The sequence below is a fragment of the Nostoc sp. genome (assembly GCF_036917135.1).
Classification (GTDB): Bacteria; Cyanobacteriota; Cyanobacteriia; order Cyanobacteriales; family Nostocaceae; genus Nostoc.
On the sequence record NZ_JBALEA010000010.1, the window covers coordinates 118,390 to 139,604 of the forward strand.

Sequence of the window (21,215 nt, forward strand, 5' to 3'; positions counted from 1 at the left end):
AAACCCGCCCACACGACTGGCTCCCCTACGTATATTTCAATAATCAAATATGAGTCCTATAGGAGACAAGGAGAATAACCATGCCCCATGCCCAATACCCAGGTAGAATATACTAAGGACAAAACAACGTGTCACGGGTATCTCGTCCTGTAATAGGATTAGTCCCTTTGGCAAGTTTGCACAATTTTTTTTGCTCATCGGAACGCAGCAGCGTATCGGTAAAATCTGCCCCGTCAATGATTGCACCATCAAATCTGGCGTTAGCAGCAAAGGCACCCTCCAACAGTGCATTTGTCAAATTTGCTCTGACTAAACGGGCTGAGTCTAAAGTGGCATTTCTCAAGTCAGAACCCTCCAAATTTGCAGATTCCAAATTTGCGGCAAAGAAGCTGACACCGTTCAAATTAGCGTGGCTGAAGTTGCTCTGACGAAGATTAGCTTTGGTAAAGCTGGAGTCTGTTAAATCACGTCCTGAGAAATCAGCTTCAACCAAAATTTCTTTATTATATTCCAGAGCCAAAGCTGTTGGAGCAAAACCGGCGGTTGCGGTGATGGCAACTATTCCCCACAGCAATAAGCTGAGTATCGTTGCCCAAATTCGGGCGCTTAACTTAGAATTCATGCGATTTGTAGCCAATGGCGAACCCTCCTCCATCTCATTATCCTTGAGTCAGAGATGTTAGCGCAAAAATCCTTTAAAAATATTTTGATGAATACTAATTCAAGTTCATCCGACGATTTGAACGTTGCCTTCGCACGACTTCAAGCTATCCAGTGGGATACGCTGGGAATGGGGGAGAAAGACGAAAGACTTACAGAACTGATGTTAGAATTTCTCTCGCGGGTAAGGCAATGGGCAAAGTTTTTGCAGAGCGAACAGAAGCATATTTTTGAAAATCTTGCTCTCCAGATTCGCCCTGACATTGAACTCCCCTCTACCCTAATGCAATGGCTGGAGGAGTTATACAACAGCGACCGGATACCAACTAGGCGTGGTAGTATCCATGTTGTGCAAGGGGTATGTAATTATTTATTTTGGTGTCGTCTACGGGAATTTGATGCAGTCCCGGCGAATGGTCTTCCTGATCCTTATGAGCCTTTCATCAACTTTCTGGAATGCGGTGGTGGCATATATATCGAACATGGCCAAATTATGGATATTTACCCCAATTATGTTTACTTCAATTTGACTATTGGGAATTCCACGCCAGCAAGTGAAGAATAAGCACATCATGGGAGGATGATTTCGGGTAACTGCTAGAAACTCTTATTTTCCTTTAAATAACCGATAATACTAAAGTTTATATGCATTATCAAGATATTGGTGAATTAGGAGAAGACCTAGTAGCCCAATGGTTGCAATCTACAGGTTGGATAATTCTCCATCGTCGCTTTTCTAGTCGCTGGGGAGAAATCGATATTATTGCTGAATATGATGGACGAACTGGGGAAAAACACCTTACTCAGCACTCATTATTGGCATTTGTTGAAGTCAAAACCCGCAGTTCAGGTAGTTGGGATGCAGGGGGAAGAAGCGCTATTACCCCACAAAAGCAAGCAAAAATCTGTCGGACAGCTGGAATATTCTTAGCCCAGTACCCTGAAAAGGCAGATTGTTCTTGTCGATTTGATGTTGCTATTGTCTACTGTCAAAAGATACCAAAAAATCTGATTGGGGTTACAGCCAACCAGGAAGCTCTAGCTACTTCATCAGTAGACGGATATAAGTTTAAGCTGCAAGAATACATTCCGGCAGCTTTCGACTCTTTAATTGATTATGGTTAATTGGTAATGGATAAAATATCTTCATTACCAATTAACCATAATTTTGTAGTGGCATTACAACCAAATAGTGTCACGCCAAAGTTTCTGGACAGTAGCCTAAGCCCCGGACAAACTGTTGCCGGAAGGCTTCAATTTCGTCTCTCTCTGGGCTACCATGAGAAACGATCGCTACTTGATAACGACGCATCACGTCCACAGGGCACTGTCCTGATTCCAAACTCCAAAGTGCCATTTGCACCCTCATTGGCGGTTCGTAACTGATTCCTAATTCATTTAGAAAAGCCCGAAAGTCGCCATCTTCTTGGGCTGAGATTTGACCTTTGAGTTTGATCCTAACCACCCAGCCATCAATTTGATGAATTACGGTGACGAACGAAACTGGTGTCTGGGGTCTAGCGTGGAGGTGTTGAACGACCCTCAGGGTTAGACTGGCATTTGCCAGATAGTACAAGTATTCCATGTTTGTTGGTGCTTGGGATCAAAGCCAATCCTACATATCTATATTCGTCAATCAGTGCCTGTTCCCGGTAGGGTAAAAGCCCCCGTTTTTAGATGGGGAGGTTTACCCAATTTTTATATTAAGTTTTCCGTGTTACTTAATAGTAACAATCTTATAGCCTAGAGGCAAAACTGAGCGAAGATGCCTTAAAGTTCCTTGATCAGGGAAAACTCAAACCAGCTTTTTTGAGAGAGTATAAATACTAGATAAAGTAAAAACTAGTAGAAGCGAATTTGAAAGACACCTCTGCCCCACAAGTAAAAGATTTGGAATTAGATTGCTCGGTAGCTGGCTATGACTACAAACTACCTCCAGAACTCATTGCCCAAAATCCAGCAGTTCCTAGAGATAGTTCGCGGTTACTGGTAGTTAATTCTCCCACTACAGGCACCCAAACAGCACCCTTACACCACATTTTCCATGATTTGCCTGCACTGCTGCGTTCTGGCGATTTGTTGGTTATGAACAATACAAGAGTGATTCCAGCGCGGCTTTATGGTCATAAATCCACTGGTGCTAAAATTCAGGTGTTGCTGTTGGAAGAACGGCAGCATAACTGCTGGTTAGCTTTAGTTAAGCCAGGAAAAAGCTTCAAACAGGGAACGAAGATTATTTTTGATGCAAGGCAATTAGGGATTGGGGATTGGGAAGATTCTTCCCTAGTCCCTTGTCCCCAGTTCCCAGTACCCAATCCTCAACTCACGGCTACGGTTTTAGAAACAGATGCAGCAACCGGGGGGCGTTTGTTGCAATTTGATGTGCCAGAGGGAAAGACTTTGGTGCAACTGTTAGAGGTATTTGGTGAAGTACCGCTACCACCCTACATTACTGCCTCAGAAGTTGCTGATGAGCAGTATCAGACAGTTTATGCTAAAGAGCCAGGAGCGATCGCAGCACCAACGGCAGGATTACACTTTACTCCAGAATTATTACAAAAGTTGCGCGATCGCCAAATCAATCAAGCTTTTGTCACACTACACGTTGGCGTGGGCACATTTCGCCCTGTGGAAGTGGAGGATGTAACTACCCATCAGATGCATGAAGAATGGATTGAAGTTCCCGCCACCACAGTAGAGCAAATCCGCGCCACTAAAGCAGCTGGTGGTCGAATTATTGCGGTGGGAACAACGGCGGTACGCGCCTTAGAAGGGGCGGCTCAATCGGGGAATTTGCAACCATTATGCGGTAAAACAGACTTGTTTATTTATCCCGGCTACCAATGGCGGGTGGTGGATGGTTTGATTACTAATTTTCACCTGCCACGTTCCAGTTTGCTGATGTTGGTAAGTGCGCTAATTGGCAGACAACGATTATTGAATATATACAACGAAGCGATCGCTTCAGGGTATCGCTTTTATTCATTCGGTGATGCTATGCTAATTTTGCCCGAAGCTATAAGAGCTTTGAGTCAAGGATGAGGGCAATAGGGTTTGCTGAAGTTTTAATCTCTCTACTGCCATTATTTGTGAGTTTTCTAGAAATGCTCATGGGGGTTTAACTGTCATCAAAAGCGATAAACTTTGGTCAACAAGGAAAATGAGATTACCAATTTCGGTATATTCGACTTGATGTTAGTTTAGAGTTGCTGAAGCGAGCATCCCAAATATGCAAAAACCTTGATAGCCCTAACCCCTTCTCCCATCTTTGGGAGAAGGGGAACTAGAATTATGTCTCCCCTCTCCCATCTTTGGGAGAGGGGCTGGGGGTGAGGGAAAAGATTTTAAGCTCTCATTGGGATGCTCCCGTTGCTGAACAGCAGCAAATTTTACTTTTTTTACAGAATTTTAATGTCCCATAGGAGTAATTTTATGCGTGACTTCACAATTAAATTGGTGAAAATTATCATCCAGATCATGAATGCCCCGATGCTCATATTATTTATCGTCACTACAAAAAAAGAAGTGATTCTTGTCGATGTAAGACGATGGGCAAAGATAGTTGAGCTAAGTGATACTTCTGACTGGGTTAACTTGCTATATTTGCTTTATAAATATCCCGAATTTAGAAGTCTTTACTATTACAGAATTAAAAAAGGTAACTTTCTGGGATTGGTACTCATGCATTTTATAAAATTATTTTATAAAGAATGTCCCAGCCTATTTTTATATTGCGATCATATTGGTTGTGGGCTATTTATTCAACATGGATTTAGTACTATAGTAAATGCAAAAAGCATTGGTGATAATTGTTGGATTAATCAACAGGTGACAATAGGATATAACAGTAAAGATAATTTTCCTCCGACAATTGGCAACAATGTAACCATAAGTTCAGGAGCAAAAATCATTGGGAACATCACTATAAATGATCATGTCATAGTAGGAGCAAATGCAGTTGTCGTCAAAGATATTCCCAGTAATTGTGTTGTTGTCGGTGTTCCAGCTTATATAATCAAGAGAGATGGCGTGAAAGTAAAAGAGCAGTTGGTTTAAATTTGTTTATTACCAGATGACAAAACCTGTAGAATACCGCACTAATTACGGTAGGTAAGTCAACTGAACAATGACAAGAGTATTTGTAAAAAAGTGGGATGCTCCCAAAATGAGGAATTCTTAATTTTTTGATTTGTAATTTTTTATGCTGTGGTGGGTACTCTGACTTATAAACATCTAAGCAGAAGTACAGCTATGTCACTCATGTCTAAAAAATCTCAACCCCATCAGTACTTTCATCGCTTATTTAAGGTGACATCTCACCGAAACCCTGTTCAGCAAAAACCGCCTCTCAGATTTCTGTTTGCTTTCTCTACATTTTTGGTCTTGGTTGCACCGACAATTACTCATTTCCCAGTCAGCAAGGTGCTGGCAGAAACCGCAATTTCTCAGGATCTTCAAGCAGCGATCTTTTTCCAGCAAGGAGTAACGCGCTATAACCGCAAAGACTTACAGGGTGCGGAATATGCCTTTAGACAAGCATTGGAACGAGATCCTAACCTTGGAGCGGCGCGAAATTATTTGGGTAATATATTCATGGAGCAAAACCGCCTGGATGTAGCTTTGCAAGAATATACAGAGGCCATTAGAATTAATCCTAATTTTAGCGAAGCTTATTACAACTTAGGGCTAGTGTTGCACCGACAAGGAGAAAAAGATGCCGCGATTACGGCTTATCGCCAAAGCCTGGTGATAGATTCCACAAGGGTAGCAGCGCTGTATAATCTGGGTTTGCTGCTGTATGAACAAGGACACGTTGAGGATGCGATCGCAGCATACCAAAAAGTAATTAGTCTCGATAGCAGCAATGCCAATGCTTATTTTAACCTAGCGATCGCCTTGCAACAACAAGGAAAAATAGAGTCAGCGATCGCTACTTATCGCCAAGCTTTGCAGCTAGATCCTAAAAACGGCACAGCCTACAACAACATGGCAAGTTTGCTGGCAATTCATGGGCAAGCTTCTGAGGCTATTTCCGCTTATCGGCAAGCTATTCGCCAAAATCCTAAAAACGCTTCAGCTTACTATAACTTGGGAGTCACTTTATATAATCAGGGTGAGTTCAAGAAAGCCAATGGAGTCTTAAAACGTGCCCATAACGAGTATAGTGAGCAAGGCAATATTGAACAAGCCCAGAAAATTGAGCAGCTAATGCAGCAAATTGCCCAAAAAAGTGGACAACAGCAACCTCAAACCAGTCAAACACCTACTCCAAGTAATGTAGTACAAACACCTGAGCCACAGATGTCAAATCAACCAGAAATGCCCGCAAATCCTGGCGATGTGCCTGTCTCAGTTGAACCACAGCCGGCTGCAACGAGTCCTAGACAATAACAAATAATTCAAAATTCAAAATTAATATTCTGACCTCATTTAAAAACATACATGGTAGCCTACCACCAGTATGTTTTTTTGAATGTCACATCTCTCAATACTACTTTTTTCATGAGTGCAACACTTTACCAGCAAATTCAGCAGTTCTACGATGCTTCCTCTGGTCTGTGGGAACAGATTTGGGGCGAACACATGCACCACGGCTATTATGGCGCTGATGGTAGCCAGAAAAAAGACCGTCGTCAAGCTCAAATTGATTTAATCGAAGAACTACTCAATTGGGCAGGGGTAGAAGCAGCAGAAAATATCCTTGATGTGGGTTGTGGCATTGGTGGCAGTTCTTTATACCTGGCAGAAAAGTTTAATGCTAAAGCTACAGGGATTACATTGAGTCCTGTACAAGCTGCCAGAGCAACGGAACGCGCAATGGAAGCTAATTTGAGTCTGAAAACTCAGTTCCAGGTAGCCAATGCTCAAGAAATGCCCTTTGCTGACGATTCTTTTGATTTGGTTTGGTCGCTGGAAAGTGGTGAACACATGCCAGATAAAACTAAGTTTCTCCAGGAGTGCTATCGGGTGTTGAAACCTGGTGGCAAGTTAATTATGGTTACATGGTGTCATCGACCGACTGATAAGTTACCACTGACGGCGGATGAGGAAAAGCATTTGCAGGATATTTATCGGGTGTATTGTTTGCCTTATGTGATTTCTTTGCCAGAGTATGAAGCGATCGCACTTCAACTACCATTACATAATATCCGCACCGCCGATTGGTCAACCGCCGTCGCCCCCTTTTGGAATGTAGTTATTGATTCGGCGTTCACTCCCCAAGCGCTTTGGGGCTTACTCAATGCCGGTTGGACTACCATTCAAGGGGCGTTATCGTTGGGGTTGATGCGTCGCGGTTATGAGCGCGGGTTAGTTCGGTTTGGCTTATTATCTGGTGTTAAGTAATTACTGTAGGGGAACCAGTGCGTTGAATTCAACGAACTTCTCCCTGCCTTGAATTTTAGTTCAAGTCTGTCCCTCTCCGACTTGGAGAGGGAAAATTTTACTTAGAGACTTCCAAATAAAAAATACTCAACTACTTCTTCTAGAGTGGGTGTCTCACCATTGGTGTCAAGTTAAGGTTAAAACTAAACCGTGTCATCAGGTACTCTTGCACCATGCTTAAGTCTGATATCTTCTTGGGAACAGCTTTGTTGTTGTCAGGTAGATTGATGAGTCGAATTAATGGATTTGTCGGGCGACGTGATTTCTTAAAATTCGCCAGTATTGTAGGTATTGCGGCTACTGCTTTTGGTGATAGCTTTTGGAATCCAGAGCAAACTGCTGTTGCTGATATTCACCCAGTTAACCCTAATTCAATCAGTCCAAATGAAGCCATCAGAAGGTTGCTGGATGGTAATCAAAGATTTATCCATCAAAAACGTCAATATCCCGATCAATCATTAGAACATCTGCGATTAGTTGCTAAAGCTCAGTATCCCTTTGCCGCCATATTGGGCTGTGCAGATTCTAGAGTACCTGCGGAAATCATCTTTGATCAAGGACTTGGAGATTTATTTGTCGTGCGAGTTGCTGGTAATGTCGTCAGTGACACGGTTATAGGTAGTCTGGAATATTCTACAGCAGTATTGGGTTCGCAGTTGATTGTGGTTTTGGGTCATAGAAGATGCGGTGCAGTAACAGAAGCAATTAAAAACGAACTACTTCCTGGCAGAATTGGTTTAATTATTGAGGGGATCAAACCATCTCTAGAAAGGATAAAGTTCAGAACGGGTGATAATATGCAGGATGCAGTTATAGCCAACATTCAGTATCAAACTGAAAAATTGCAGGAAAACTCAACAATTTTAGCTAAATTGCTCCATGAAGGTAAACTAAAAATTGTTGGTGCTTGTTACGATATTGATACTGGTAAAGTCAACATTCTTACTTGAATATCTCACCCTTTTTAGGCGGAAGATTTTTAGTTTAATAATGTTATAAAAAATTGTTACTTATAAAATATTTTTTATTGATAGTCTTGAAGATTAATTAAATTCATTGCTCTAACTTATAGCAATCCTAGTCCAAGCTTGTAAAAAATAAACCTAGCAGGGGCGATATAACAAGGCCGCCTGCCAGGAAGGTATAGTATATTCCGGCCATGTTTGATTAGATTAGCGCTTATTTGTAAAAAATAATTGCGTATCCCTAGATACAATAACTAAATCCTTTCGAAAACACAGTTAAGAAAAGTTACTAAATAGGTTAATTTCTAATTAAAACCAACAATTGCCAAATGAGGAGATGGGGACACACACGGAAAAATATTTCCCAATGCCCAATGCCCCATAATATAAGAAAGCCCTTCACACTTCTTAAATAATCAGCTTTATCAGAACAATGGCGAGAGACTTGCGGGGATTCATGAAAATTTTGGAAGAAAGAGGACAATTACGGCGAATTTCAGCTTTAGTTGATCCAGATTTAGAAATTGCTGAGATTTCCAACCGGATGCTGCAAAAAGGTGGTCCAGGATTGTTGTTTGAAAACGTCAAAGGCGCTTCCTTCCCGGTGGCGGTGAATTTGATGGGAACTGTGGAAAGGATTTGCTGGGCGATGAATATGCAGCATCCAGAGGAGTTGGAAACTCTGGGGAAAAAACTAAGTATGCTGCAACAGCCAAAACCGCCGAAGAAGATTTCCCAGGCGATAGATTTTGGAAAAGTGCTGTTTGACGTGGTGAAGGCGAAACCAGGACGTGACTTTTTCCCTGCTTGTCAGCAAGTTGTGCTTAAAGGTAATGATTTAGATTTAAACAAGTTGCCCTTGATACGTCCTTATATTGGTGATGCTGGCAAGATTATCACGTTGGGACTAGTAATTACCAAAGATTGTGAAACGGGTACACCAAATGTAGGTGTGTATCGCTTGCAACTACAATCTCAAAATACGATGACGGTTCACTGGTTATCGGTGCGGGGTGGCGCAAGGCATTTGCGAAAAGCAGCCGAACGTGGGAAAAAATTAGAAGTTGCGATCGCACTTGGTGTAGATCCTCTAATTATTATGGCAGCTGCCACACCTATCCCTGTAGATTTATCAGAATGGCTGTTTGCTGGACTCTACGGCGGTTCGGGTGTGCAGTTGGCGAAATGCAAAACTGTAGATTTGGAAGTTCCCGCAGATTCAGAATTTGTCTTGGAAGGAACGATTACACCAGGGGAAGTTTTACCAGATGGTCCCTTTGGTGACCACATGGGTTATTACGGCGGCGTGGAAGATTCGCCGTTGGTACGCTTTGAGTGTATGACGCACCGGAAAAATCCGATTTACTTAACAACATTTAGCGGTCGTCCACCTAAAGAAGAAGCGATGATGGCGATCGCACTAAATCGCATATATACTCCCATACTGCGGCAACAAGTATCAGAAATTGTCGATTTCTTCCTACCAATGGAAGCTTTGAGTTACAAAGCCGCGATTATTTCCATTGATAAAGCATATCCAGGACAAGCGCGACGGGCGGCTTTAGCGTTTTGGAGTGCTTTACCACAATTTACATACACAAAATTTGTAATTGTTGTAGATAAAGACATAAATATTCGCGATCCGCGTCAAGTTGTGTGGGCGATTAGTTCCAAAGTTGACCCAGTGCGTGATGTTTTTATTTTGCCGAATACACCTTTTGATACCTTGGATTTTGCCAGTGAAAAGATTGGCTTAGGTGGACGTATGGGAATTGATGCAACTACAAAGATTCCGCCGGAAACAAACCATGAATGGGGTTCGCCTTTGGAATCTGATCCAGATGTGGCGGCGATGGTAGAGAGACGATGGGCGGAGTATGGTTTGGCAGAGTTGCAGTTAGGAGAAGTAGACCCGAATTTGTTTGGCTATGATATGAGGTAATGTATTAGATATAAACTGGTAAAAATCTCTGCTACCTATCAGGTTAACTGATTTTTATCAGTCAAACTTACCCAAAATTAACTAAAGATTTAGGGCTATCAAGATTTTTGTACATTTGGGATACTCCCGATAGATTTTATTATAAATTAAAAAGCTGGAGAACATAACCTGATATAAATATCTCTTTGATCATCAGCAAAATCTCTTCTCCCATGAAGTATTCTTGTATTATCAATCATTAAAATATCGCTTTTTTGCCACGAAATTTCCGTGGTTATTTTTTCAGCAATTTCATTAAGTTCAGAAACAGCACAGTCAGCTGTGAAATTGGGAAATGGTAGTTCTTCATGCACCGAACTAAAACGTTATAGCTATTTTATAAACAATGTGACAACTATCAATAACATAGTTGTCACAAGAAATATTTTGTTGGTAAGAATATGACTCAATTATGGCTGTGAGTTGCCTTTATTGGCATGATTATTTGGGATTAATTCGTAATGAGCTACGCCCCACTACGCTCTCAGCGTAGCTATGGCGGAGGCTTTACGTAATTCATAATTAAAATTTTTGTTTATGTAGCTTGCATTTTTTCACCTTGGGGTTTTGATAGTGCTTGTAATTCTTCCCAACTGTAATGAAGAGGTAATTCAATTGGTTTGTGATCAGCACCTAATCCCAAACTAATAGTCGGCTGAAGTTCCTCAATAAATTCTTCTGCATAAACAACCAGTTCATTGGCTGCAACTCCACCAGCGATCGCACCCGCAACTCCACCAATCGCAGCACCAACTTTACCACCAATTGAGCGACCTAGTGCGGCTCCAGCAATCCCGCCTCCTACAACTCCTAATCCCGTTGCAATCGGATGAGTATTAGAGGATAATGTTTCTGGAGAATTTTGATTTTGCGTTTCTAAATCAGTCTGTTGCTCATTCATAAATTTGTCCATCCTGGAAATAATCAATCAATCCTGTGTCCCTTTGTTTTTATCACCTTTTACTTCAAGCGTTCAGCTAGATGAGCGCTTACGCGCAAAGCATTTGCCATAATAGTGAGTGTTGGGTTAGCACCGGAATTTGACGGAAAAAAACTACTATCTACCACATAAAGATTATCGACATCATGGGTACGGCAATTGATGTCAAGGACTGAGGTTTTGGGATCTGTGCCAAATCGACAACTACCACATTGATGAGCGACTGCTTGTTCTGGTATCTGAGTGCGGGGATAAAGGCTAAATGGCAAGACGTGTTTAGCAGAGTGGGGGATTGACTTGAGTACAGATGTCCATCGGTGAATTAAGCGATCGCTTGCTTCGGTATTGTTCAGTGTATAGTCAACATGAATCTTCTCACCCACCACCCGAACCCGATTATTCGGATCTGGTAAATCTTCTGTCTGCAACCACCAGCCAACCGATCGCTCGGCTAACAAATGGCGCTCAAAATGAGGAATCAGCTTGACAAATGGAGCCATCAGTGGAGGTGCTTCTCCGGGAATCATATCGGCTAGGACATTACCTGTATTCTGCACCATGCCCATTGGATAGGGGAAATCCGGCTCTCCCCAGTAAAAATCATTGACGGCGATGGTTTTTTGAAAGTTGGCGTGATTCACTTCTAGATGTATGGAAACTATGGCCGTTTCCAGTTGCTTCATGAAATTCCGCCCCACTTGATCGGAACTATTTGCTAATCCGTTGGGATGTTTGTCATTAGCAGAGCGTAACAGCAAAGCAGCTGAGTTGACAGAACCACAGGCAACAACCACAACATCGCTTGTGAACCAATATTTTTCCCCAGCAATTTCAGTTTCTACCCTCGTTACTTCTCGCCCCGACTCACTGGTATGCAGCCGCAAGACTTTGGCATTAGTTAAAAGGGTAAGATTGGCATACTTTTCACGAGCCGGACGAATGGCGTTGACTTCAGCATCGGCTTTTGCTTGTACTAAACAGGGGTATCCATCAAAAGTATCGCAGCGAATGCAGGGACTATTTAGGCGATCGCTTTCATTAAGCTTTAATCCTAATGGTAGGTGAAATGGGTAATAACCCAGTTCCCGAATGCCATCAGCGAGAGACTGCATATCTGGCTCATGACTCACTGGCGGATAGGGATATGGTTCGCTGCGAGGTGGTTCGGTGGGGTCTTCTCCTTCCTGTCCATGCACGTCATATAGCTTTTCTGCTTGCGTGTAGTATGGCTCAAAGTCTTGATACTTCAAAGGCCATTCTGGAGAAATTCCTCCTTTATGAATTACCCTTTCAAAATCTCGCTCCCGGAATCGAATTAGGGCTGCACCGTAGAGTTTGGTATTGCCACCAACCCAGTAGCCTGTTTGAGGCTTAAAGGCTTTGCCTTCCTTGTTATACCATTGCTCATCTGTATGATAGCGATGTTTTTGATAAACTTCCTCTGGATTCCAGTTAGCTTTTTCTCTCGGCAAAAAGTCGCCTCGTTCCAGCACGAGAATTTTTTTACCTGTGGGTGCGAGGCGGTGAGCCAGTGTACCTCCACCTGCTCCTGTACCGATAATGATGATGTCGTAGTGTTCTGTGATGTTCGTCATATATGCAGGAGGTTGCAAATTATTCTTATCTCGAACTTAATTAGTCTAACTGGTTCCTAGTCAGTGCTGTTAGGGGAGCTTTCCCGTAGGGTAGCGCTTGCTACTAACTCTGCTAGCGCTTGCTACTAACTTGAGGTTGTTTGTGAATCAAATCAACTTTACCACGTCGTAATTCTTCAACAGTTGGCATCTGGTTCAAGCGCATCAATTCTGAGATAGCTGCTGCTTCTGTATCCCGATGACTGGTTGCAGCTGCGAAGACTTGATTGTTTTTGATGTAAAAAGCAACGAATTGCTGTTTTTGCAAATCCCCATCTACAATCATTTCATCCCAACTCTGGGCGTGTCCAATATAGCGTAACGAAAACTTGAATTGCATCGTCCAGAAAAAGGGAACTCCTCTAAATTTAACTGCTTTACCTGCCATGTTATGAGCTGCAATTCGTCCTTGCTGGGCTGCGACTCGCCAATGTTCAACGCGAATCGATTCGCTTGTCCGCCAATCGGGATAACGGGCAATATCACCTGCGGCGTAGATGCTATCACCTGCACATAAGTATTCATCAACAACAACACTGCCATCTTTGGGATGCAATTCGACACCTTCAAGAAAGTCTGTTGCAGGTTGTACACCAACGCCGACAATGACAATATCTGCTTGCAAGCGATCGCCATTATCTAAAATGACAGCTTCTACTTTGTCGCTTCCCGCAAATTCTACCGCTTTTCTCTCAAACTTAAAGGAAACGCCCTTTTCTTCATGGATTTGCTGAAAGATTTTGCCGATTTCCTCGCCCAAGTTTTTCTTAAAAGGTACAGAATCCGGTGAGATAACGGTTACTTGTAAGCCTTGCTGACTAAGACTCGCTGCTGTTTCCATGCCGATAAAACTGGAGCCAATAACTACCGCTTTTCCTTTTTCCTTGATGGCTGTCAAAATGCGATCGCTATCAGCAAAACTGCGTAATGTGAAAATGTTTTGCAAGTCTGCGCCGGGAATATCTAGCTGGCGTGGTTTTCCGCCTGTTGCTACCAGTAAGGAATCATAGGTTAACGAATCACCATTAGTAAAGGCGATCGCTTTATTTGTGGTTTGCACCCGTTCAACTTGGTGATTCAACAGCACTTCAATGGCGTGTTCTGGGAAAAAATCAGGCGTTCGCAAGGGCATCTCCTCTGGGGATGCCTTACCAGTTAAGTAAGCTTTACTTAGTTTGGTGCGATCGTAAGGCAGTTTGTCTTCTTGGGTAATCATGACGATTCGCCCTTGATATCCAGCTACTCGCAAAGCTTCTGCGGCATGAATACCGGCTGCACCTGCGCCTAAAATAACGAATGTGCGTCCATCAACGTTGGGGTTGAATTGAGCCATTGCAGGCGATGCCTGCGGCGGCAAGCTACGTAATCCTGGGGTTTGCTCTGGTACACTGACAATGACATTTTCACCTTCAATGCGTACTTCATAACGAGCTAAAGAATCTAAGCCAGGTGGCTCTAGTTGATTGCCAGTCGTCACATCAAAACAGGCATTATGCCAAGGGCAAACAACACGATCTCCACTTAGCACTCCATCTGCCAGTGGTGCGCCATAATGAGCGCAGTGTGCGCCGACAGCATAAAACTTTCCATTGATTCTACTCAGTAAAATTTCTGTCTCGCCGACAGAAACTTGTTGCATTTCACCATCATTTAAATCGTTAATCTTGGTAACAACTGCTTCTGTTTGTTTCATAATCAACCCTTAAATAATTCGTAATTCGTAATTAGTAATTCGTAGTTACTGAATCGATGCTCCTTAGGGACTTCCAAATAAAAAAATACTCAACTACTTCTTGTGGGGTGGGCATCTTGCCCGCCCATAGCCAAGGGCGGGCGAGACGCCCACCCCACAATATTGGGTAATTTATTTGTTGGAAGTCCCTTACTACGAACTTATTCATCCATTGATGGACTAGCAGCTTTCTTTAAATTTGCTTTGGTTACAAACTTGCAACTGAGCCACCATCTACCCGATAGTTGGAACCAACTACAAAGCTTGATTGCTCAGAACAAAGGAAGGCAATTACAGCCGCGACTTCTTCGGGTTTGCCACGTCGTTTGAGTTCGATGTGAGGGCGATCTTCATCAAGGAAACTGTCAATTGCCTCATCAAAGCTAACACCTAGCTCTTTCGATCGCTTTTCCATCATTGCGTCAGTCATTGGGGTGGCGATATAGGCGGGAGAAACTGCATTTACCAGCACGCCATCTTTTGCATAAGCTTTAGATAAATTTTTTGCAAGATTCAGCACTGCTGCTTTGCAAGCACAGTAAGGTATTTCTTCTGGGTAAGGCTGTAGTGCATCTTCCGAACTGATGAGGACAACTCTGCCCCAACCATTTTTACGCATTGCCCCAATAAACGCGCGACAGGTGCGTACCGCCGCCATCAAATCAACCTCAATTGTTTTGTACCATTCCTCATCACTCAGTTCGAGGAAATCTCCCGTAGCACCTGTAATTCCTGCTGCATGAACAAGGATGTCAACGGTTCCGAAGCGCTTCAGAATTTGCTCTTTAGCAGATTCGACTTCTTCAGGTTTAGTGAGATCCGCTTGAACTGTAAATATTTCTCCAAACTTTCTTAACTCTTGAGCCGCGAGTTCCAGATTTTCGGAAGTTTTATCAAGAATAGTAACCTTTACACCTTCATGGGCGAGTAGCTTCGCTGTCGCTTTCCCAATGCCGGAATCACCTCCAGTAATTACAGCGACTTTCCCTTTAATACCAAGATCCATAAACTCTAGCTTCTCTATTTCTTAATTAAGAACAATTTATGCAAAGCTGATTAATTGAGAAATATTCAGATAGTTTTTGCTTGCACGCTTTACTTTATGTCACAAACTTCGATTTTTTCAACTCATCAATGGTATATCCCTAAAATTATAAGTTCAGCCTTTAGACATACAGCAATCCTATTTGAGTTATGGAAATTATTGAACTGTTCAGAACGCCAACAAGAGAAGAAACTCTATAACTGCTATGAGTAACCTTTGGCAACACCGATCTAAAGTTTTAGACTCTATCCAATGGCTTAATTTTTATTTATGCCTAAAGAAAGGCTAAGATTTCATTTCAATTTCATTTATGTTTATATATGATGTAAATCATACATATTTGATATTTATAAAAACTAAATTTGTATTAACTCGAACCTGCCATTGCTTGCGAGTAACCAAGTTAAATAACAGGAGATTCCTATGGCTAAAGCCATTGAGATTGATGACGATCGCCTCCTTGCTATTGTACGCCCCGATGCTTCACTTCAGCAGCTAGACAACGGTGCCGTTCATAGCGAGGGGCCTGTTTACTTCCACGAAGATGATAGCGTTGTATGGAGTGACGCTCACGGCAACCGCCTGTTACGCTGGAGTTCTACTGATGGTGTAAGTGTCTTGCGATCGCCATCTGATTATCAAAGCGGCAATTACCGCGATTTAGAAGGTCGTCTGGTTGCGTGTTCCTCCGGTTTGCGTGCCATTATCCGCCGCGAACATGATGGTGAATGGAAGGTTTTAGTCGATCGCTACGACAACAAACGCCTGAACAGTCCAAATGATTTGGTAGTCAAAAGTGACGGCACAATTTGGTTCACCGATCCGCCTTATGGGATTACCGAACCAAACCAAGGTTACGGTGGCGAACAAGAACAACCCGGAAGTTATGTATATCGCTTTGACCCGGTAACTGCTGAGATTTATCCTGTAGTAACAGATATGGTGCGCCCGAATGGGTTGGCTTTCAGTCCAGATGAAAGCCTTTTGTATGTTTCAGATACAGCTGCGTTTAATATTCCTGGGGGGCCTCATCATATTCGTGTTTATGAGGTTGTAGGCAAGCGCTATCTAAAAAATGGCCGCGTGTTTGCAGTCATTGAACCAGGACAACCCGATGGACTGCGGGTTGATAAACATGGTAATGTTTTTACGAGTTCAGAAGATAGCGTACAGATATACGCCCCCGACGGAACTCGCTTAGGAAAGATTTTTGTACCGGAGACATCTGCTAATCTGACTTTCGGGGGTAAAAAAGGCGATTCCCTTTTAGGGACACTGAGTCCTGCGGACACGCTACGCGAACGCGATCGCTTATTTATCACAGCCGGTCATTCGTTATATGTTATCGACCTTAATACTTGTGGTGTACAGCGATGATTTATCAATTTGGGTTGGGTGTAGCGATCGCTTTTTTCCTAGCTGCATTTAATTTCCCACAGCTAAGTCCACAGTTGTTAAGTTCACTTTCTCCTGTGTATCCCGACGGATTTCCCGGATTAGCACTTTTACTACTAAGAGTTAGCCTTGGTTGGTTGTTTATATTACACGGCTATCCCAAAATAACCCATCTTCAACAGTGGGCAGAGTCTCTAAAAACGCCTATCTTTCTTTGCTTTTTATCAGCTGCATCAATGTTAGGTGGCGGAATTTTTCTGATTATTGGATTCCTCACATTTTTATCAACTTTGCCCATTCTCTGCTCAATGATTTTTGCGATATATTTGCACATCACTGGAAATAAGCCTTTTGTAGCCCAAGATCCATACTTAATTCCTCAAGAACAATATCAGGGTGCTTTAGGACAAGGTGAACCACCAAGTTGGGAAAAGGCTTTTATGTATTGCGTCATGCTAATTGCGATCGCGGTTTTAGGCCCTGGTGCTTATTCGCTCGATGCTCTCATTTTTGGACGGTGAAGGTTAAATATAGCAGTTCTCGAATGGAAGCAATAGTGTTTGACCTCTCTCCTAAAAGGAGAGAGGTTTTGAATCTTACTCCCCAACGCTCGTAGGGGTTAGGTCTGTATTGCACTCAACTGATAACCTTACTAGCCCACATTTCTCACAAGCAGTAGGGGCGGGTTTACAGATAAGCTCAATCATTCATGAATATCTCCCTAAACCCGCCCCTACAACCTCTGGACTTAGGTTGCAAGAACTTGGTGAGAAATCCGGGCTAGATAGTCTAGACTTCGACTATATTGGAGACGTTTATCTAGCTATTCCGCAATTAGTAAAATAGAATGTCCATCAAAATCTTTAACTAGACAACCTTGCCGATAAGGAAATGAGCGATCGCTAAACTGTACAATCCGCGACGATACAAACTGAACGCCGTTATGCCGTAGTTTATCGACTAACTGCTCAAGATTATTTACAACAAGCTCAATTTGGATATGTGCAATATCGCAACTTTTCCAGTCACTCGGTATAGTCCGACCTTTTCCCGGCACAATATAGTCTAACAGTTCAATTCCCATACCATCTTGAACAGGTCGCAGTCCTGTAATTTTGACTTTGGCTCCTGGTAAATTATCCAAGCGAGATTGGGTTGCACGCCAGTTTAAACTGCGGCTATCAATTTGCATTCCCAAGAGGTCGCGGTAAAAGTGTAGACTCTGCTCGGTGTTGGAAATAGCGATCGCACTATGGTCGATTCCCAAAAACAAGCTATGGCTGTTTTGATGCCATTTATCTTGTCCTTTACCAGGCGGAAACCAAATTAACTCTAAATCATGGCCATCAGGGTCTTTAAACTTAAAGGCGCGGACACCACCAGATGCTTCATTATCAGGTAGTATTGTCTGCGGTGCAACTGAAATTGGTTCAATGGGAAATGAACGCAAGTGAGCATAAGCGCGATCCATATCACTCACCACAATTGCCAGATGTTGAAACCACAGGTCATTACTTTGTGAATCGCTGGGAATGGGTTTACCCTGAATGTTTGGATACTCTATCAACTTGATAAATTCATCTCCAAGTCGCAAGGTGATAATGCGAATTTTTACTCCAGGTACGCCTTCTAAATCACTGTAATCCTGTCCTTCAACAGTAATATCAGAAACGAGTTCAAAACCAAGTGCCTGTGTATAGAAATCCAAAGAGCTATGTTTAAGACCGCCTACGCAGTTTGTCACTGTTAACCCAATAGCTCTAATTTTTTGTACTTGCACATCTTTGCTAGACATATTCAACAGCCTTTATACTTATTCTGTACTAGCTTCACAAAAATTCAATCTGAGTCTTTTATAAATCAATATAAAAAATATTATAAAATTTATCTTTAGCTTAGATGATTTCTTATAAAAAAATACCTATGTTGATGAGTTTCGACTTATCTTCTCTACGAGAGGCTGCGCCAACGAGACGCTACGCGTAGCTTGCTTCCCCGCAGGGGTACGCTCAACTCTCGACTACTCAGTTGGTTGAGCGAAGTCGAAACCAACGGCTATGGTAAATTTATTACTAGAATTCACCTTAAGAAAGACGTTCAACTGACTTCATCCTTTAAAATCGTTAGGAAATTTTTATAGTTCTTTCGGTAGAGATATTTATTATTCCAATAGCTAGAAGCGTTTATTCTTGCAAACCTCTAAAGTAATGCCAGAATCACAACAAGTAGCTCTAAAAAATTAAACACATAACTAGTATAAAAAGTTCAGCGTAGCGAAACTTACTTCAATTTGGATTTAATCATAAGTTTTGAATATCATCTGTCCTCAAACTTTACAAATGAGCAAAAATTATCAGACATTATTATGAGTTATTATCCTTATCTGCTTAAAGGTCAAAAAGCACTTGTGACAGGTGCTAGTTCAGGGATTGGTGAAGCGATCGCTCGCTATTTGGCTGCATCAGGTGCAGCAGTCGCGATCAATTACCATTCTGAAGCTGAATCAGCCCAAAAAATTGTTGATGATATCAAAGCTGCTAATGGAGAAGCTTATGCTATTCAAGCCAATGTCAGCAAAGAAGACGAAGTAAAGGCAATGTTCAGCCAGACGCTTAAACAATTTGGCACTATTGATATTTTAGTAAGTAATGCGGGCATTCAAAAAGACTCAGCATTTATAGATATGACCCTCGATCAATGGAATGCAGTGATTGGGATAAATCTAACGGGACAATTCTTATGTGCTAGGGAAGCCGCAAAGGAATTCTTACGTCGAGGTGTGAAGCCTGATATTTCATCTGCCGCAGGTAAGATTATTTGTATAAGTTCTGTGCATGAGGTAATTCCTTGGGCAGGTCACGTTAATTATGCTACTAGCAAGGGCGGCATTAATATGATGATGAAAAGTATTGCCCAAGAACTTGCTCCTCACAAAATTCGTGTTAATAGTATTGCTCCTGGTGCTATTAAAACTCCAATTAACAAATCAGCTTGGGATACTCCAGAAGCAGAAACAAAGTTACTAAAACTAATTCCAGCAAAACGTGTGGGAAATGTAGAAGATATCGCCAAAGCAGCAGTTTGGTTAGCTTCTGATGACTCTGATTATGTCAACGGGACAACACTGTTTGTAGATGGTGGTATGACTTTGTATCCAGGATTTACAGAGAATGGTTAAAATAATTTGCTTTCTACACAGCAATGGTAAATGCGGCGCTAATCATTAAAATTTTGTTCTAGATTTGGGGGTTAATACCACAAGAAACAAAGCCAAAGTAATTGAGGCATTTATCCAATTTAACTAAACTACAGTGTTGAATATTTTGTTTTTTGCTCTAGCAATATTATTAGTTGCACGGTTCTTTAAAATCGGTGGGCTGAAAATGACGAATAGCAGCAAGCAAGAACATAGTGAACACCATAAGATGATGCATTATGCTATGAGAAAGAGGAGAAATAAATCTCTGAGAAACCTACCTATTTAAGAGCTAATATTTACGAACATGGCAACTGATTCATCTAAAAAAACAATCTTTGCGGCGATGGGATCTAATTTAGCGATCGCTATTACTAAATTTATCGCCGCCTCTATTACTGGCAGTTCCGCCATGATATCTGAAGGTATTCATTCAGTTGTAGATACTGGCAACCAATTAGTACTTTTGCTGGGAATTAGCAGAAGCAAAAAACTAGCAGATGATAGTCATCCTTTTGGTTACGGCCAAGAACTTTATTTCTGGACTTTTATCGTTGCCATCCTCATCTTTGGTATTGGTGGCGGGATGTCGATTTATGAGGGAATTACTCATTTAATTAACCCCAGTCCTTTAGAAGACCCAAGGTGGAATTATATTGTGTTAGGTATAGCAATACTATTAGAGGGTTATTCTTGGACTGTAGCTTTAAAAGAGTTTTTGCCGACAAAGGGGAAACAAAATTTTTGGCAAGCTATCAAAAATAGTAAAGATCCTACAGTATTCACCATCTTATTTGAGGATTCTGCCGCAATTTTAGGTTTACTCGTTGCCTTAATCGGAATATTTTTCGGACATTTATTTAATAATGTTTATTTTGACGGTATCGCCTCAATTATTATTGGCATTATCTTAGCTATCGTAGCAGTGGTACTAGCGAGAGAAAGTAAAGGTTTGTTAGTTGGTGAGAGTGCCGCTCCTCAAACTATAGCTAATATCCGTTCTTTGTCAAAAACAGAACCAGGAGTGAAAGAAGTTATCCGGGTGCTAACAATGCAACTTGCTCCAAAAGAAGTATTACTCAACTTAGAACTTCAATTTTCTCACAATCTTACAGGTGAAGAAATAGCTTTAACTGTAGAAAGTTTAGAAGCAAGTATTCGCCAAAAGCATCCCGAAATCAAACAAATTTTTATTGAAGCTAAATCCTTAACTGCTGCTCGCAAATCTTATCAAAGTCCTCAATAATTTTCTAATCAAATAAATATCAACTACAGCGCTGAAC

General features: G+C 41.9%; 20 protein-coding genes. 12 read left to right on the forward strand and 8 right to left on the reverse strand.

Annotated features, from left to right (window positions below; genetic code table 11):
- Positions 1–112: 112 nt before the first annotated feature.
- Positions 113–622, reverse strand: a complete 510-nt coding sequence (locus V7K50_RS02665) for a pentapeptide repeat-containing protein (RefSeq protein ID WP_334957275.1) — start codon at positions 620–622, stop codon at positions 113–115.
- Positions 623–709: 87 nt separating this feature from the next.
- Here V7K50_RS02665 and V7K50_RS02670 point away from each other — a divergent pair, with 87 nt between their 5' ends.
- Together V7K50_RS02670 and V7K50_RS02675 are read left to right on the forward strand one after the other, a co-directional pair.
- Positions 710–1,225, forward strand: coding sequence for a hypothetical protein (locus V7K50_RS02670; RefSeq protein WP_334956972.1), 516 nt, complete (start codon positions 710–712; stop codon positions 1,223–1,225).
- 80 nt (positions 1,226–1,305) lie between these two features.
- Positions 1,306–1,785: a YraN family protein gene (locus tag V7K50_RS02675; RefSeq protein ID WP_334956974.1), complete on the forward strand. Its 480-nt coding sequence runs from the start codon at positions 1,306–1,308 to the stop codon at positions 1,783–1,785.
- Between the two features lie 70 nt (positions 1,786–1,855).
- Here V7K50_RS02675 and V7K50_RS02680 read toward each other — a convergent pair whose 3' ends face one another.
- On the reverse strand, positions 1,856–2,245 hold the full coding sequence (locus V7K50_RS02680; RefSeq protein ID WP_334956976.1) for a hypothetical protein: 390 nt from the start codon (positions 2,243–2,245) through the stop codon (positions 1,856–1,858).
- A 272-nt stretch (positions 2,246–2,517) separates the two neighbouring features.
- Here V7K50_RS02680 and queA point away from each other — a divergent pair, with 272 nt between their 5' ends.
- The 6 genes from queA to V7K50_RS02710 all read left to right on the forward strand — a co-directional run bounded on the left by queA (position 2,518) and on the right by V7K50_RS02710 (position 9,951).
- On the forward strand, positions 2,518–3,702 hold the full coding sequence (queA, locus tag V7K50_RS02685; RefSeq protein WP_334956978.1) for a tRNA preQ1(34) S-adenosylmethionine ribosyltransferase-isomerase QueA: 1,185 nt from the start codon (positions 2,518–2,520) through the stop codon (positions 3,700–3,702).
- Between the two features lie 390 nt (positions 3,703–4,092).
- Positions 4,093–4,716, forward strand: a complete 624-nt coding sequence (locus V7K50_RS02690) for a serine O-acetyltransferase (RefSeq protein ID WP_334956980.1) — start codon at positions 4,093–4,095, stop codon at positions 4,714–4,716.
- 204 nt (positions 4,717–4,920) lie between these two features.
- Positions 4,921–6,051 carry a tetratricopeptide repeat protein gene (locus V7K50_RS02695; RefSeq protein WP_334957277.1) on the forward strand — a complete coding sequence of 377 codons (1,131 nt, stop codon included), beginning with the start codon at positions 4,921–4,923 and terminating at the stop codon, positions 6,049–6,051.
- A gap of 111 nt (positions 6,052–6,162) precedes the next feature.
- Entirely contained in the window at positions 6,163–7,005 is an 843-nt protein-coding gene (locus V7K50_RS02700; RefSeq protein ID WP_334956982.1) for a methyltransferase domain-containing protein, read from the forward strand.
- Between the two features lie 266 nt (positions 7,006–7,271).
- Positions 7,272–7,994, forward strand: coding sequence for a carbonic anhydrase (locus tag V7K50_RS02705; protein ID WP_334957279.1), 723 nt, complete (start codon positions 7,272–7,274; stop codon positions 7,992–7,994).
- Between the two features lie 448 nt (positions 7,995–8,442).
- Positions 8,443–9,951 (forward strand): UbiD family decarboxylase, encoded by a 1,509-nt coding sequence (locus V7K50_RS02710; RefSeq protein ID WP_334956984.1) that lies wholly within the window; start codon positions 8,443–8,445, stop codon positions 9,949–9,951.
- Positions 9,952–10,097: 146 nt separating this feature from the next.
- Here the strand turns inward: V7K50_RS02710 and V7K50_RS02715 are convergent, their stop codons facing one another.
- From V7K50_RS02715 to V7K50_RS02735, 5 genes are all read right to left on the reverse strand, one after another.
- The gene (locus tag V7K50_RS02715) at positions 10,098–10,304 is read right to left on the reverse strand and encodes a TauD/TfdA family dioxygenase (RefSeq protein ID WP_334956986.1); all 207 of its coding nucleotides are present in this window, start codon (positions 10,302–10,304) and stop codon (positions 10,098–10,100) included.
- A gap of 221 nt (positions 10,305–10,525) precedes the next feature.
- Positions 10,526–10,891, reverse strand: coding sequence for a hypothetical protein (locus tag V7K50_RS02720; RefSeq protein ID WP_334956988.1), 366 nt, complete (start codon positions 10,889–10,891; stop codon positions 10,526–10,528).
- A gap of 59 nt (positions 10,892–10,950) precedes the next feature.
- On the reverse strand, positions 10,951–12,525 hold the full coding sequence (locus V7K50_RS02725) for a GMC family oxidoreductase (protein ID WP_334956990.1): 1,575 nt from the start codon (positions 12,523–12,525) through the stop codon (positions 10,951–10,953).
- A 112-nt stretch (positions 12,526–12,637) separates the two neighbouring features.
- Positions 12,638–14,257 (reverse strand): FAD-dependent oxidoreductase, encoded by a 1,620-nt coding sequence (locus V7K50_RS02730; protein ID WP_334956992.1) that lies wholly within the window; start codon positions 14,255–14,257, stop codon positions 12,638–12,640.
- Between the two features lie 247 nt (positions 14,258–14,504).
- On the reverse strand, positions 14,505–15,302 hold the full coding sequence (locus V7K50_RS02735) for an SDR family NAD(P)-dependent oxidoreductase (RefSeq protein ID WP_334956994.1): 798 nt from the start codon (positions 15,300–15,302) through the stop codon (positions 14,505–14,507).
- 462 nt (positions 15,303–15,764) lie between these two features.
- Between V7K50_RS02735 and V7K50_RS02740 the strand changes: the two genes are divergently transcribed.
- Both V7K50_RS02740 and V7K50_RS02745 read left to right on the forward strand, forming a co-directional pair.
- Positions 15,765–16,718 (forward strand): SMP-30/gluconolactonase/LRE family protein, encoded by a 954-nt coding sequence (locus V7K50_RS02740; RefSeq protein ID WP_334956996.1) that lies wholly within the window; start codon positions 15,765–15,767, stop codon positions 16,716–16,718.
- Complete coding sequence (locus V7K50_RS02745; RefSeq protein WP_334956997.1) at positions 16,715–17,257, forward strand: DoxX family protein; 543 nt, start codon at positions 16,715–16,717, stop codon at positions 17,255–17,257. Before V7K50_RS02740 ends, V7K50_RS02745 begins: the two co-directional genes overlap by 4 nt.
- A gap of 302 nt (positions 17,258–17,559) precedes the next feature.
- On the opposite strand, the gene V7K50_RS02750 is transcribed toward V7K50_RS02745, so the two are convergent.
- Positions 17,560–18,531 (reverse strand): VOC family protein, encoded by a 972-nt coding sequence (locus V7K50_RS02750; RefSeq protein WP_334956999.1) that lies wholly within the window; start codon positions 18,529–18,531, stop codon positions 17,560–17,562.
- Positions 18,532–19,101: 570 nt separating this feature from the next.
- On the opposite strand from V7K50_RS02750, the gene V7K50_RS02755 reads away from it, so the two are divergent.
- Positions 19,102–19,914: an SDR family oxidoreductase gene (locus V7K50_RS02755; protein WP_334957001.1), complete on the forward strand. Its 813-nt coding sequence runs from the start codon at positions 19,102–19,104 to the stop codon at positions 19,912–19,914.
- A gap of 325 nt (positions 19,915–20,239) precedes the next feature.
- The gene (locus V7K50_RS02760) at positions 20,240–21,178 is read left to right on the forward strand and encodes a cation diffusion facilitator family transporter (RefSeq protein WP_334957003.1); all 939 of its coding nucleotides are present in this window, start codon (positions 20,240–20,242) and stop codon (positions 21,176–21,178) included.
- Positions 21,179–21,215 lie beyond the last annotated feature (37 nt).